The organism is Mesorhizobium sp. M0518 (genome assembly GCF_040321125.1).
GTDB lineage: Bacteria > Pseudomonadota > Alphaproteobacteria > Rhizobiales > Rhizobiaceae > Mesorhizobium.
On the sequence record NZ_JAMYQY010000013.1, the window covers coordinates 75,019 to 88,080 of the forward strand.

A 13,062-nucleotide genomic window follows, 5' to 3' on the forward strand; every position below is an offset into this window, starting at 1 on the left:
AAATTGCCACCCACGGGTCCCTGCCCCATATCAGGCGGCTCTTCGGCGATTGGACGCTGGAGCGTCGCTACGAGCTTGCACTCGAGAACCAGCGGTCGGATTGAGACCTCAAGGTGTGATGCGAGATGCCAAGAATTGGCGTTGCCGAATTGTGACCCTTGCCACGAAGCGCCGCGTCAGCACCGCAAGCAGGTGGGACAGCGAGCGGCAGTGCGTGATCGCCATAGCGCGCGGGTTTGGCTGCAACAAAAAGTGCAGCGATAATTCGTACTCTGCTGAGTGCGTTAGTTGCAACTCCGGGAATCGGGCGATATGAGCGTATTGGTTTTCAATCCAGGAGCATGGTTATGTCCGAAGAAACCAATAACCTTATCGAACTTACTGCTGACATCGTTTCCGCCTATGTCCAGAAGAACGCGGTTCCAGTATCTGGATTACCCGATTTGATTGCAAGTGTGAATTCGGCATTGTCTAATATTGGACAAGCAGCCCCCGCCGAATCCCCGACCCCAAAGCCGGCAGTCAATCCCAAGAGGTCCGTGTTCCCGGACTACATTGTCAGCCTTGAGGACGGTCAGAAATACAAGTCGCTCAAACGCCATCTGGCAACCCGACACGGGATGACGCCCGATGAATACCCGGGCGAAATGGGGTCTGGCGAAGGACTATCCCATGGTCGCTCCGAACTATTCGGCTACCCGATCGGCGCTGGCAAAATCGCTCGGTTTGGGCAGGAAGGCTGCTCCAGCTAAGAAACCTGCCTCAAAACGTAAGTCGAAAGCCTGAGCTATAAAACCCGGTGAAGAAGCCACAGAGAAGGCGGCGCGGCAGAGTGAAGTGCCTGTCGCGCCCGGAAAAACGGTAGCTCACGCTATCTACTGTCTGCTGTTGGAGCTGATGGCTTTCGTGGTTTCTCCGACGGGCCAGTGCCCGGCAGTCCGTCCCTTCTCGCCTTGGCAAACGCCCGGTCGCCTTCTAGGAACCCTACCAGCATAAAGGGAATGAGTTCAGCCACCGTTTCGGATTCGCCATAGGTCTGACGGTAAAGTGCGGCATAATCGTTCAGCGCCTGGTTTAGATCGGCGCTGACGGTGATGGTAATTTTGGACGGTGTGCGATCGGGCAGTTTGCCGAGTTTCAGGTTCGCCATGAGTTCCTCCTGTTCACCCTGTGTACGGCCGCAACACGATGTCCTTGTGCACGATGACGCGCAGCGGCCAACCCGGGCGAACGGTGATGGTGGGCTGAATGTTGAGGTTCTTTTCGGTGATGCGCTGACCGGCCTGACTGACGCTCTGCTGAGTGGTTTCACGAATTGCCTTGACCAAGTCGCTTTCGTTTTCTCCAAAGCTCAACTCGGTTCCGACGCCGAGCAATGTGGCTACCGCGATGCCCTTGATCAGTTGCCAGGTGTGGAAATCCACGTTGTCCTCAAGCCCGGCATAACCGGCAGCGTCCGTTGCCGGTAGATTGTCGATTTCGATCGATGAGCCGTTCGGCATAACGATGCGTTGCCAGACCAGCAGCGCACGTTTCTGGCCAAAGGCGACAACGCTGTCATAGCTGCCGATCAGACGAGAACCTTGAGGGATCAGCAGGATGGTCCCGGTGACGCTGTCGTGCACGTTCTCGGTGACCTGTGCGACGACAAGCCCAGGCAAGTCCGAATTGATGCCCGTGATCAGACTTGCCGCAATCACGCTGCCGGCCTCGACCTGATACGGCGAGGCCGGCGTCTGCAACGCATGCGGATTGTAGATCCCGCCTGTGCTCTGTTGGCTGATAAAATCGAGCTTGCGCTGCTGGTTGTTCTGGTCGCCTTCGGCCGGCGCGACCGAAGCTCGCGCACCTTCGGCATTGGACTGCGGAGCCGTCGCCTCAAAGGGGTAACGTCCGCCCTGCCCATTGCCAGCGGCATCCGCTTGCCGCAGCCGGCTTTCGATCCGGAAAAGAACTTGCGACTCGCGCGCCGAGATCGCCTGCTGTGCAAGCCGCTGCTCTTCCGCCGAAACCTCTTGCCCCGGTGCGATGCCAAGCTGGCGCTGGTGCTCGAGGATCGGACGGCCGAGGTCGCCAGGCAGCGCCGGTCCAAGCACCGGGGTCTTTGGTTTAATCCCGGAGTAGTCCTTGGGCAGCCCTTCGAGACCCTCGGCGGTCGGCTTGCGGTCGGTGTTGTAAAGCTCTTCGGCTTGCTGCTTCAGGCGCAGCGCCGGCCCCTGCAGCGCCATCATGGTGACACCGAAAATAGCCCCAGAACCAACCGCCGCGATCGCGACGATGACACCGCGCCGGAAGCGCACAGGTCGGCGCGGCGAGGCTCGCAGTTGCAGTTGCTCGGGATCGAGTTTCGGCGGGACATTGGGGCGAGTGGTGTCGGTCATGAGCGCTCCCTTCACCTGCCAAAACGCGAAAACAGCGACACCCGCCGCGGCGGTTGCCGGCCGTCGGTTCTCGTGATGCGCACCACCTGCTGTTGCTTGGTACCGAGACGGAGCTCGGCCGCCGCAAAGAGGCGATCGACGATGTAGTAGTTGCCGCGCATGCGATAGTTGACGAGCTGATTGTTGCCGTCGGCACCGACGATGAACAGTGGCGGCGCCTCACCCTGATCGATGCGCCCCGGGAATTCGATATAGACCTTGCTGCCGTCGTCGAAGGCACGCGTTGGCCTCCAAGGCGGCGTGTCGCCCGTGATCGCATAACGGAAACGGATGTTTTCGAGGGCGACGTTTGAGGCCACCGGCATGGCCGCCTCAGCCTGAGCGTTGCGACGACGAAGCGCGATGATCTGGTCTTCGCTGTACGTCCAGGAGATTGCCGCCATGGCGGTCTTGTCCGTGCTTTGCAGCTGAAGGTGATAGGATCGCCTGTCAGTCGTGATGACCAGATTGGTGGCAAGCCCCGGCGCGAAGGGTTTGACCAGAACATGGGTGCGCTGGTCGTCACCGGCGCCGCTCGTTGTGTCACCGATCACCCAGCGGACGGTGTCGCCCGCCGACACCGAGGTCAGCTTCTCGCCTGGCTGCAGAGCGATATCGGTGACGCGCTCCGGCGCGGCGTAGAGCTGGTAGAGCGCGCCATCGGCGAAGGGGTAGACCTGCACCGCGTTGACATAGCCAAACTTGGTGGGTTGCTGCGTTGCCGCCTTGTTAGCGTCCGCGACCCGTTCTTCGGGCGAACGCTTTTCTTCAGCGATCTTTCCCGGATCGAGCTGTAGCTGGCCGGGCAAAGGAAGCGGCTTGGGGATCTCAACGATCTTCACCGGCTTCTCCGGCGCTCTCTCGATCGCAGCCGGCTTGAAGTCAGCATGGTCATAGGAAATCTGAGGCGGCGGCACCGGCTTCGAGGCACAGGCCGAAAGAACCGCGGCCGACGCCGACAAGATCAACACGCCGCGGAGGGATGGGGCTTTATTTGTCATCAGTGGGCTCCTTCGGGGAAACGGATGTCGGCGCGGCACTGTCGAGCTCGCGAGACCAGTCGATGGCGTTGATGAAGACGCCGAGCGGGTTCTTGCGCAGCTGATCGGTGTTCGTCGGCGGCCGGATGACGATGGTGAGGATGGCGGTCCAGCGCGTTGTGCTGGCGAGGCTGCCACGCTCAAAAACCTGCTCGGTCCATTTGACCTGAAACGAGCTGTCAGACGCCCGAACCACGCTGGTCACCTGCACCGACACGCTGCGCGTACCGATCTGCCCGAAAGGGTCGTTCGCTTTGGCATATTCGTTGAGGAACAGCGCCGCGCGGTCGGTGGTGAAATCGTAGGCCGACAGCCAATTCTGTCGCACTAGCACCGCGTCGGTGGAAACGGAGCGGACGTTCTGGATGAAGCGGCCGAGATGCCAGGCAATCTGGGCATCGTCGGGCTGGTAGTCTTGGATGGCCGGTGCGACGGCGCGCGTCTCGCCAAATCGGTCAACCTCGACGACGTAAGGCACGACCCGGCCCTGCATCGACTGCCACAAGAGCCCGCCGGAAAGGCCCGTGGCCAGGGCCAGGCAGCCAAAGGCCATCAGCCGCCAGTTCCTGGCCTGCACCCGCGCCGTGCCGATGCGCTCGTCCCAGAGTTGGCCGGCCTTCTGGTAAGGTGACACGGGCTCGGGCGTCTTTCCGTAACGCTGAACGGGTCGCTTGAAGAGCATCTAGTCTTCCTTGTCGTTGAGGGAGGGATTGGCGCCGCTTCCGCCCCGATCTCCATCGCGCACCGCCTGCGTGGCAGCATTGCGATGGGCGCGTGCGGTCTGTTCGGAACGCAGACGCCTTGCCCAGGCAGGCGCGGCCGCGGGAGCTATAACTGGAGAGCTTCCGCTCATCGAGCTGGTCGGCATGCCGCCGGTCGCGGTCCAGCCGGCATCGCGACTGGCGTCGGCACTACGGCGGAATGGTTCTGCTGCGGATCGCATTCCCCGCATCGCGGCGCCGCTAGCGGCACTCGCAACCCCCTGCAGCCCAGCAGCTACCCCGGACAGCCCGGACTCGGGCGATGTCGCGCGCCCCGTTTGCCAAGCGACGGTGGCAGCGGACCCCATGGCGGCGCCGGCACGGACTGCGGCGAGGCCGCCGCCTGTTGCCATGCGCGCGCCGGCAAACGCAGCGCCTCCGGAAACGAGCGTTGATCCAGCTGCGGCCGCCGTTGTTCCAAGTGCCGCGCCGGCGCCAAGCTGCGGCGCGCCGGAAACAAGACCCGAGGCAATCCCGGGGCCGAAAATGCCGAGCCCAAGCAGCGCCAGCGCACCCAGCACCTGAGACATGGCCGCCGCCAGGTCCGGCTCCTGGCCCTGCAGGGCGGAAGCGAACTCGCCAAAGAGCGTGGAGCCGATGCCGACGATGACGGCAAGCACCATCACCTTGATGCCCGACGAAATCACATTGCCGAGCACGCGCTCGGCCAGAAACGCCGAGCGGTTCCAGAGCGCGAAGGGCACCAGGACGAAGCCGGCCAGCGTGGTGAGCTTGAACTCGAGGATGGTGATGAAGAGCTGGATGGAAAGAATGAAGAAGGCGATGAGGACCAGGAACCAGGCCAGAAGCAGCACGAAGATGGTGAGCGCGTTACCGAAGATCTCGGGGAAGCCTACTAGCTGGCTCGCTTGATTGAGGAGCGGCCAGGCGCCCTCGAAGCCGGCCGCGGCAATGCGGCCTGGCCGCAGGAGACTGTCGGCGGACAGGTTGCCGGCCGATGCGTTGATGCCGAGACCGGCAAAGGAGCGGTAAATTATGTCGGCGAGGTTCTTGAAATTGTTCAGGACGAAGGCGAAGGCGCCGACATAGAGCACTTTGCGAATAAGCCGGCCAAGAATGTTGGGCTCGCCGCCGAACGCCCAGACCAAGCCCGCGAGCGTGATGTCGATGCCGATCAGAATGGTGGTGAGAAAGGCGACGTCGCCCGAAAGCAGACCGAACCCACTGTCAATGTAGCGGGTAAAGGTCTCCATGAAGCGATCGATGACTCCGAGGTCGTTCATGTCGCCGCCTTCCTCGTTGTCTTTAAGAACTGCCGCTCAGTTGCCGGGATAAGCCGTGCCGGTGCCCAGGAAACGCTTCGTCGTCTCGCGAGCGGCTTCCTCAGACTGCGCCTTGCGCGCCGCATCCTCGGCTTCGGCCCGGAACTGGGTCGCAAGCAGCGTCTGGATCTGCATCTGCTGCTTGGTCGAAAGCGCGATCAGCTGATTGGTAGCCTGGCTTGCCTCGAGGGCACCTGCCGCGCCCTGACTGCGATTGACGAGATCGGTAAGCAGGTCGCCATCGGCCTGCACGTTCTCGACGATCTGCGACTGCGCGCTCATGGTCTGGCGGAACGCCTGCATGGCGCTCTGCCAGCGCTCGCGCGCGGCGCTCGCCACATCGCTGACCTTGATGGTGGCGTCGTAGCTTTCCGGATATTGCTGGCGCCACTGGTCCTGCAGCTTGTCGAGATCGAAGCTCAGGCCGCTCGCCTGGGTCATCAGACCGTCAATCCGTTCGAGCGAGCCGGTAAGCTGGCCCACGGAAGAGAAATCCAGGCGCTGAAGGTTGCGCGCCATGTTCTGCAGCATGGTCGCCTGGTTCTGAAGCGACTGGATTTGGTTGTTGATCTGCTCCAATGCGCGTGCTGCCGACAGCACATTCTGCGTATAGTTGGACGGGTCAAACACGATGAGCGCATAGGCCGGCTGGACGTAGTCAGCCATCGGTTTGGCGATCAGGGAAACGGTGACCAGGCTAGTAAAAAGGCGGCGTCCGATCATGACGATTGCTCCTTGTTAGGTTGAGGAAATTGCTGGAGAAGCTCGGCAGCCCAATCCAGGCCGCGCGCACTGAAGAAACGGGCGGCAAAGCTGCCCTGCCCTTCTTCGGAAAGAATATTGTCGATCAGGGTCTGCGCGGCCGGGTCGGAGGCGCCGCAAAGCGCAAGAGCGATCGGGCCTAGCCCGAGCTCGAAGAGGCGATTGCCGCGGCGCGACTGCAGATAGTAGTGGCGCTTCGGCGTGGCGCGGGCGACCAATTCGATCTGTCGCTCATTAAGACCGAAGCGCTCATAGGCTGCCCGTGCCTGCGGCTCCACCGCACGGTCATTGGGGAGAAAAATGCGCTGCGGGCAGCTCTCGATGATTACGGGTGCGATAGAAGAGCCGGCGATGTCGGCAAGCGACTGCGTCGCGAAGATGACGGAGACGTTTTTCTTACGCAGCACCTTGAGCCATTCGCGGATGCGGGCGGCAAAGAGCGGGTTGTCGAGATAGACCCAGGCCTCGTCGAGCATGAGCAGCGTCGGCCGCCCGTCGAACCTCTCCTCAAGACGATGGAACAGATAGGTAAGCACAGGCAGCACAGCGCCTTGGCTGTGCATCAGCTCCTGGGTTTCGAAACACTGCACATCCGAGATGGCCAGCCGGTCGTCATCGGCATCGAGCAGGCGGCCGAATGGACCGTCGAGCGTGTAGGGCATCAACGCCGATTTGAGCGCATTGGAGTGAAGCAGGACCGACAGGCCAGTCAGCGTGCGTTCCTGCGCCGGCGCGGTGGCGAGGCTGGTGAGCGCCGACCAGATTGCCTCCTTCACCTCCGGGGTGACGGTGACATTCTCGTGGGCAATGAGGCCGGCGATCCATTCGGCCGCCCAGCTCTGTGTGGCCGGGTCGTCGATGTGGCGCAGCGGCTGGAAAGCAAGCCCACCATTCGCACCCAACGCATGGTGGTCGCCGCCCATGGCAAGCGCGGAGGCGCGGGCCGAATTGCCTTTGTCGAAGACATAGATTTGCGCGCCAACGTAGCGCCGGAACTGCAAAGCGATCAGGGCAAGCAGAACCGACTTGCCGGCACCGGTCGGCCCGACAATCAGCATGTGGCCGACATCGCCGATATGGGTCGAAAGCCGAAACGGCGTCGAGCCGCTGGTTTCGGCGAAAAGAAGCGGCGGAGCGTGATCGCCGGTGACCTCGGCAAGGTGCTCGTTCTCCGCTGGACCTGCCCACACGGACGACAGCGGCATGAGATGGGCAAGGTTAAGCGTGTGAACGAGCGGCTGGCGAACGTTGGCGTAGACATGACCCGGCAATGAACCAAGCCACGCTTCGACGGCATTGATGCTTTCGCGAATGGTGGTGAAGCCGAGCCCGTTGACGATCCGCTCGACGGCGCGAAGCTTTTCCGCGGCGGCTTTACGGTTCTGATCCCACACCGTCACCGTTGTGGTGAGATAGCCGAAGCCGACATGATCGCCGCCCAATGCCTGCAGTGCTGCATCGGCATCGAGCGCCTTGTTGTCGGCGTCGCTGTCGACGAGAGGCACCGGTTCGTTGGTCACCACCTCGCGCAGAATAGCCGCGATCGATTTGCGCTTGGCAAACCACTGCCGGCGGAGCCGAGTCAGCGTCTTCGTGGCTTCCGCCTTGTCGAGTGGAATGAAGCGCGTCACCCAGCGATAGGCGAAATCCTGGTTATTGAGCGGATCAAGGATTCCTGGCCGGGTGACGTTCGGAAAGCCGAGAACTGTGAGCGTGCGCAGATGCTGCTCGCCCAGCATCGGCTCTAGGCCGCCGGTCAGCGGCTCGTCAACCAGGACGCCGTCGAGATACATTGGCGTTTCCGGCACGGCAACGGGATGACGGCGGGTCGAGATCGTGCCGTGCAGGTACGTCAGGGTCTCGGCATCGTCGAGCGCGCGCACCTCGGGCACGAAGCCCGAAAGAAGATCGAGAACGCGGTCAGTCTCGTCTCGGAACCGGGCAAGCTCCTGGCGCCAGTCTCTTTCCCCTCCCAAGTCATGCGAGTCGACGAGAGCACTTTCCGCGCGCGCTTGGCCATCGGGCCCAGGCATGAAGACCAAGGTCAGATGATAGATGCTCTCGAAATGCGCGCCCTTGCCCTCGAAGGCCGCGCGCCGTTCCTCATCGATCAGCCATGAGGCAGCATCGGGAAGGGCCGAGCTCGCATAGCCCAGCGCTTCGATGCGCTCGGCCTCGAAGAATAATGCCCAGCCAGAGCCGAGCCTTCTCAGCGCATTGTTTGCCCGCGCGCATATGCCGATGAGTTCGGCCTCCGTCGCGCTTTCAAGGTCGGGGCCACGAAACCGCAATGTCCGTTGGAAGCTGCCATCCTTGTTGAGCACGATGCCGGGCGCGACGAGTGCTGCCCAGGGCAGATGGTCGGCAAGCCGGTCGGCTTTGCCGCGGTATTCGGAAAGCTTCAGCATGCAAGCCAGCCCTTTTGACGAAGATGACGGACAAGCACGCTGGCAAAATCCGGATCACGCCGTGCGGCAAAGACCGCGAGCGTGTGGCCGGCGATCCAGAGGATCAGACCGGCAATCCACTGCTGCAGGCCTAGGCCGATGGCCGCGGCCACCGTGCCATTGAGGATCGCCACCGCCCGCGGCGCGCCGCCGAGCAGGATCGGCTCGGTGAGCGCCCGATGGACCAGAACCTCGAAGCCTTCGATATGCTGCTCTTCGGTGCTCATCAGACGACTGCCCCGCCGCCAAAGGAGAAGAAGGAAAGAAAGAAGCTCGAGGCCGCGAAGGCGATCGACAGGCCGAAAACGATCTGGATCAGCCGGCGGAAACCGCCCGCCGTGTCGCCGAAGGCAAGGGTCAGACCGGTGGTGATGATGATGATCACCGCGAGGATCTTGGCGACCGGCCCCTGCACCGATTCCAGAATCTGCTGCAGCGGCTGTTCCCACGGCATGCCGGAGCCGGCAGCGTGGGCCTGGGCCGTGAGAAGAAGCGCGACGGCGGCGAACGAAAGAAAGCGAAGCTTCTTGCGCATGAGGTGACCTTTCAGAGCTGCTGGAGTTGCGGAAGTGTGAGCGGGGTGACGGCGTAATCGCCGCTGCCGTCGAGACCCGTGACCTCGGCGATCGCGTCAACGCGGCGCGCGGGTCCTCTTCCGGCAATAAAGATGACCAAGTCGACGGCATCGGCGATCAGCCGGCGGGGAACGGTGACAACGGCTTCCTGGGCGAGCTGCTCAATACGATAGAGTGCGGAGCGTGCCGAATTGGCGTGAACCGTGGCAATGCCGCCGGGATGTCCGGTGTTCCATGCCTTCAGCAAATCGAGCGCTTCCGCGCCTCTGACTTCGCCGACGATGATGCGGTCGGGCCTCAGCCGTAAGGTCGAGCGTACGAGATCGGCGAGTGTGATGGAGCCCCGCCTCGTCCTCATGGCAACGCAGTCCTTGGCCGCGCATTGCAGCTCGCGGGTGTCCTCAATCAGGATCACCCGCTCATCGCATTCGGCGACTTCTGCCAGTAGAGCATTGGTAAGTGTCGTTTTGCCCGACGATGTGCCGCCGGCGACCAGGATGTTGCGCCGCTCGCGCACTGCCTTCCTCAGGGCATCAGCCTGCAGCGGGAGCATGACGCGATCGGCGACGTAGTTGGCCAGCGTGTAGAGTTTTGCCGCCGGTTTGCGGATGGCGAAGCATGGCGCCAGCACGACCGGCGGTAGCAGACCCTCGAAGCGCTCGCCTGATGGCAATTCGGCACTGACAATCGGACTATCTGCATGCGCCTCGGCGCGTACATGGGAGGCGACGAGCCGGATGATGCGTTCCGCCTCGGCAGGATGCATATGCACGCCTGTATCGACCCGGCCTTCTCCCAACCGGTCGAGCCTCAGCGCGCCGTCGGGGTTGACCATCACCTCGATGACGGTCGGATCGGCAAGGGCCTCGGTGATCGCGGCGCCCATGGCTGTGCGCAGCATGGCTCGGCGGCGGTGGTCCGCTGCGGGATGAGAGTTCATCCTTCGCCTCCGTTGCCATTGCCGTAACCAAGCGAGCGCTTCCCGGAGGCTATCTGGCGACCGACCTGCTCGACGAATTTGTCAAAGCGCTCTTGGGCGATCGCCTGTGTCGCCCGATCCGGAATTGGCGTGTGCGCATGAAGCGTGATTGAAAAGCGGATTAAGAGCGCCAGGCTCTCCAGAGTTATTTCGGCGTCGCGCCTGACATGGTCGAGATCGCGGGAAAGACGGTCCAGCCGCTTGCCGTAGCGCTGGTCGAGCTCGTTTTCACCACGCCGTTCGATGAAGGCCTCGACCGCTTTCGCGACGATCGCCGATTTTGTGGTCGACGGGTTGCTACTGAGGGTTTCCAGCTTCGCGCTTAACGCGGGTTCGAGCAGAAACTGGTGGCGAATGCGATGCGGCTTCATGGGGCTCGTTCCGACTGGCCGGCCTGATGCGCCGGCGGCGGCAACGAACATCGTCGAGATCCGCAAAATCGCTTATGGGCGTTATCTACGCTGAGCTACGCCTGAGCTGCGAAAGCGCTTAGAAGCCGGGGATGATGTCCTTGTCGTCGCCCCTTCCCTCGTTGATACCGTAGGCGCTGGCTGCGGTGGAAACCCGGTCCATGACGCGCTTGTCTGCGAGTGCCTCGGCGTCATCGTCCGCCAGATTGAAGAGGTCGTCTTGATCAGGCTCCTGAGAAACGACGACGTGTTCTTCAGGCAGGCCTGGATGACGCTGCTGTTGCACGCCGCCCTCTTCTTCGATTGCCTCGCCGGCGTTTTCGTCATCGGCAGCGAGACGGCGGTCAACACTGCGGACTAGTCCGCTCCAATCGTCGGGGCGCGACGCAGGACAGTCCGCGTACAGACCGTCGCGCAACACCGGCGCCGGCAGCACCCGTTCGGTGAAATTCGGATCCTGATAATAACGCAACTTCTGGGCGCGGATCGGCGGCAACCCCGAAACAAGGATTAATTCGTCAGCTTGCGGCAACTGCAGCACCTCGCCAGGCGTCAGCAGCGGGCGAGCGGTCTCCTGGCGACTGACCATGACGTGCGAGAGCCAGGGCGCCAGCCGGTGGCCGGCGTAGTTGCGCATGGACCTGAGTTCCGTCGCCGTACCGAGCGCATCCGAGATGCGTTTGGCCGTGCGCTCGTCGTTGGAGGAAAAGGCAATGCGCACATGGCAATTGTCGAGAATGGCGTTGTTCTCGCCATAGGCTTTGGAGATCTGGTTCAAGGATTGCGCGATCAGATAGGCGCGGATGCCGTAACCCGCCATGAAGGCGAGCGCGGTCTCGAAGAAGTCGAGGCGGCCAAGAGCCGGAAATTCGTCCAGCATCATTAGCAGTTGGTACTTGCGGCTCTTCTTCGGGTCACCTTCCAGCCGCTCCGTCAGTCGCCTGCCGATCTGATTGAGCACCAGTCGCACCAGTGGCTTGGTGCGCGAGATATCCGATGGCGGCACCACTAGATAGAGCGACATCGGTCGTTCCGCATCCATGAGGTCGGCAATGCGCCAGTCGCAGGCCGATGTTGCCGAGGCAACCGTCGGATCACGATAGAGCCCGAGAAACGACATTGCGGTCGAGAGAACGCCAGAACGCTCGTTCTCTGATTTGTTAAGCACCTCGCGAGCCGCCGAGGCCACGACGGGATGGACCCGAGGTTTGTCCGCCGTGCCGAGGTGGTTGGTGGTCATCATCCGCAGCAGTGTCGTGGCAAACGAGCGTTGCGGATCCGACAGGAAAGTGGCGACGCGGGCGAGCGTCTTTTCTTCTTCCGCGTAGAGCACGTGCAAGATGGCCCCGACCAAGAGTGAATGACTAGTCTTCTCCCAATGATTCCGCCGCTCCAGCGCGCCTTCCGGATCGACGAGAATGTCCGCGATGTTCTGAACGTCGCGGACCTCATCTGAGCCCCTGCGCACTTCCAGCAGCGGGTTGTACCGCGCCGACCTTGGATCAGTCGGGTTGAACAAAAGGGAGTACGAGAACATCGACCGCCAGCCGGAGGTCAGCTGCCAGTTCTCGCCCTTGATGTCGTGAATGACGGCCGAGCCGGTCCAGGAAAGAAGAGTTGGAACGACCAATCCGACGCCCTTGCCCGAACGTGTCGGCGCAAAGGCCATGACGTGTTCCGGCCCGTCATGGCGCAGATAGTGATCCTTCAGTTTGCCAAGGAAAACGCCGGTCGGCTGAAACAGGCCTGCCTTCTCGATTTCCCGAACCGCGGCCCATCGTGAGGAACCATAGGTGGTGACCAGCCCCCTCTGCCGCGCACGCCAGAGGGAGCCAGCGATGGCGGCCGCGCAGCCCATGAAGCCTGTGGTGGCCGCGAGCATCCCGGCCGTGTCGAAGACCTCGGGCGCGTATGCGTCGAAATGGAACCACCACTCGAACAGTTGCCACGGCTTGTAGATCGGCCATCCGGCTGCGACAAACCATGGGGGTCCGAGTTGCGGCTGATAATCTAAAGTTTGGGCGCACCATTGAGTCGCTGTCCATACGCCGAGAATGACGATGGCGAACACAACGACTATCTGACCGACAAGGAGCTTCGTCGGTGTCATGGGCGCAGCCTCCGAGTTTTGTTAAACGGAAGCAGGATGGCGTGACGTTTCAGAATATTGAAGATACCCAATATACGCGCCCGTGCGATGCAGTGAACGTTGCAGGCTTAGAAGATTGGGGGCGCCAAGAAATGTCATCGCGGAGGCACGAGCGAATGACTTGTATTAGGCCGACTGCGGTCCGTCCGGTTTCGGCCGCGATTGGATAGAAAGCTGCCTATAAGGAACCGACGCCCTTTCGGCCGCTCGTAAATAGCGAAACCCCGATAACGGTC

General features: G+C 62.1%; 12 protein-coding genes and 1 pseudogene. 1 reads left to right on the top strand and 12 read right to left on the bottom strand.

Features of this window, described 5'->3' with window-relative positions; all coding sequences use genetic code 11:
• Positions 1-347: 347 nt before the first annotated feature.
• Positions 348-786, top strand: a pseudogene (locus tag NKI66_RS19565) (Ros/MucR family transcriptional regulator).
• Between the two features lie 85 nt (positions 787-871).
• Here NKI66_RS19565 and NKI66_RS19570 read toward each other — a convergent pair.
• The 12 genes from NKI66_RS19570 to NKI66_RS19625 all read right to left on the bottom strand — a co-directional run bounded on the left by NKI66_RS19570 (position 872) and on the right by NKI66_RS19625 (position 12,787).
• A complete protein-coding gene (locus tag NKI66_RS19570; protein WP_352752629.1) occupies positions 872-1,150 on the bottom strand; it encodes a DUF2274 domain-containing protein in 279 nt (92 codons plus the stop codon).
• A gap of 13 nt (positions 1,151-1,163) precedes the next feature.
• Positions 1,164-2,381: a TraB/TrbI/VirB10 family type IV secretion system protein gene (locus tag NKI66_RS19575; RefSeq protein ID WP_352752631.1), complete on the bottom strand. Its 1,218-nt coding sequence runs from the start codon at positions 2,379-2,381 to the stop codon at positions 1,164-1,166.
• A gap of 11 nt (positions 2,382-2,392) precedes the next feature.
• Positions 2,393-3,421 carry a P-type conjugative transfer protein TrbG gene (gene trbG, locus NKI66_RS19580; RefSeq protein WP_352752724.1) on the bottom strand — a complete coding sequence of 343 codons (1,029 nt, stop codon included), beginning with the start codon at positions 3,419-3,421 and terminating at the stop codon, positions 2,393-2,395.
• Positions 3,411-4,142, bottom strand: coding sequence for a conjugal transfer protein TrbF (trbF, locus tag NKI66_RS19585; protein ID WP_352752633.1), 732 nt, complete (start codon positions 4,140-4,142; stop codon positions 3,411-3,413). Before trbF ends, trbG begins: the two co-directional genes overlap by 11 nt.
• The gene (gene trbL, locus NKI66_RS19590) at positions 4,143-5,465 is read right to left on the bottom strand and encodes a P-type conjugative transfer protein TrbL (protein WP_352752634.1); all 1,323 of its coding nucleotides are present in this window, start codon (positions 5,463-5,465) and stop codon (positions 4,143-4,145) included.
• 36 nt (positions 5,466-5,501) lie between these two features.
• A complete protein-coding gene (gene trbJ, locus NKI66_RS19595; RefSeq protein WP_352752636.1) occupies positions 5,502-6,227 on the bottom strand; it encodes a P-type conjugative transfer protein TrbJ in 726 nt (241 codons plus the stop codon).
• The gene (gene trbE, locus NKI66_RS19600) at positions 6,224-8,674 is read right to left on the bottom strand and encodes a conjugal transfer protein TrbE (RefSeq protein ID WP_352752638.1); all 2,451 of its coding nucleotides are present in this window, start codon (positions 8,672-8,674) and stop codon (positions 6,224-6,226) included. Before trbE ends, trbJ begins: the two co-directional genes overlap by 4 nt.
• Positions 8,668-8,940 carry a VirB3 family type IV secretion system protein gene (locus tag NKI66_RS19605; RefSeq protein ID WP_023685500.1) on the bottom strand — a complete coding sequence of 91 codons (273 nt, stop codon included), beginning with the start codon at positions 8,938-8,940 and terminating at the stop codon, positions 8,668-8,670. Before NKI66_RS19605 ends, trbE begins: the two co-directional genes overlap by 7 nt.
• Positions 8,940-9,248, bottom strand: a complete 309-nt coding sequence (locus NKI66_RS19610; protein ID WP_023669260.1) for a TrbC/VirB2 family type IV secretion system protein — start codon at positions 9,246-9,248, stop codon at positions 8,940-8,942. Before NKI66_RS19610 ends, NKI66_RS19605 begins: the two co-directional genes overlap by 1 nt.
• An 11-nt stretch (positions 9,249-9,259) precedes the next feature.
• On the bottom strand, positions 9,260-10,228 hold the full coding sequence (gene trbB, locus NKI66_RS19615) for a P-type conjugative transfer ATPase TrbB (RefSeq protein ID WP_352695792.1): 969 nt from the start codon (positions 10,226-10,228) through the stop codon (positions 9,260-9,262).
• Positions 10,225-10,638, bottom strand: a complete 414-nt coding sequence (locus NKI66_RS19620) for a hypothetical protein (RefSeq protein ID WP_023750603.1) — start codon at positions 10,636-10,638, stop codon at positions 10,225-10,227. The genes trbB and NKI66_RS19620 overlap by 4 nt, the downstream gene beginning before the upstream one ends.
• A 118-nt stretch (positions 10,639-10,756) precedes the next feature.
• Positions 10,757-12,787, bottom strand: a complete 2,031-nt coding sequence (locus tag NKI66_RS19625) for a conjugal transfer protein TraG (protein ID WP_352752641.1) — start codon at positions 12,785-12,787, stop codon at positions 10,757-10,759.
• Between the last annotated feature and the right edge of the window lie 275 nt (positions 12,788-13,062).

What these genes read in the sequence shown, in the direction of transcription:
- NKI66_RS19570 (WP_352752629.1), bottom strand. Translation starts at nt 1,150, where the DNA reads ATGGCGAACCTGAAACTCGGCAAACTGCCCGATCGCACACCGTCCAAA.
- NKI66_RS19575 (WP_352752631.1), bottom strand. Translation starts at nt 2,381, where the DNA reads ATGACCGACACCACTCGCCCCAATGTCCCGCCGAAACTCGATCCCGAG.
- trbG (WP_352752724.1), bottom strand. Translation starts at nt 3,421, where the DNA reads ATGACAAATAAAGCCCCATCCCTCCGCGGCGTGTTGATCTTGTCGGCG.
- trbF (WP_352752633.1), bottom strand. Translation starts at nt 4,142, where the DNA reads ATGCTCTTCAAGCGACCCGTTCAGCGTTACGGAAAGACGCCCGAGCCC.
- trbL (WP_352752634.1), bottom strand. Translation starts at nt 5,465, where the DNA reads ATGAACGACCTCGGAGTCATCGATCGCTTCATGGAGACCTTTACCCGC.
- trbJ (WP_352752636.1), bottom strand. Translation starts at nt 6,227, where the DNA reads ATGATCGGACGCCGCCTTTTTACTAGCCTGGTCACCGTTTCCCTGATC.
- trbE (WP_352752638.1), bottom strand. Translation starts at nt 8,674, where the DNA reads ATGCTGAAGCTTTCCGAATACCGCGGCAAAGCCGACCGGCTTGCCGAC.
- NKI66_RS19605 (WP_023685500.1), bottom strand. Translation starts at nt 8,940, where the DNA reads ATGAGCACCGAAGAGCAGCATATCGAAGGCTTCGAGGTTCTGGTCCAT.
- NKI66_RS19610 (WP_023669260.1), bottom strand. Translation starts at nt 9,248, where the DNA reads ATGCGCAAGAAGCTTCGCTTTCTTTCGTTCGCCGCCGTCGCGCTTCTT.
- trbB (WP_352695792.1), bottom strand. Translation starts at nt 10,228, where the DNA reads ATGAACTCTCATCCCGCAGCGGACCACCGCCGCCGAGCCATGCTGCGC.
- NKI66_RS19620 (WP_023750603.1), bottom strand. Translation starts at nt 10,638, where the DNA reads ATGAAGCCGCATCGCATTCGCCACCAGTTTCTGCTCGAACCCGCGTTA.
- NKI66_RS19625 (WP_352752641.1), bottom strand. Translation starts at nt 12,787, where the DNA reads ATGACACCGACGAAGCTCCTTGTCGGTCAGATAGTCGTTGTGTTCGCC.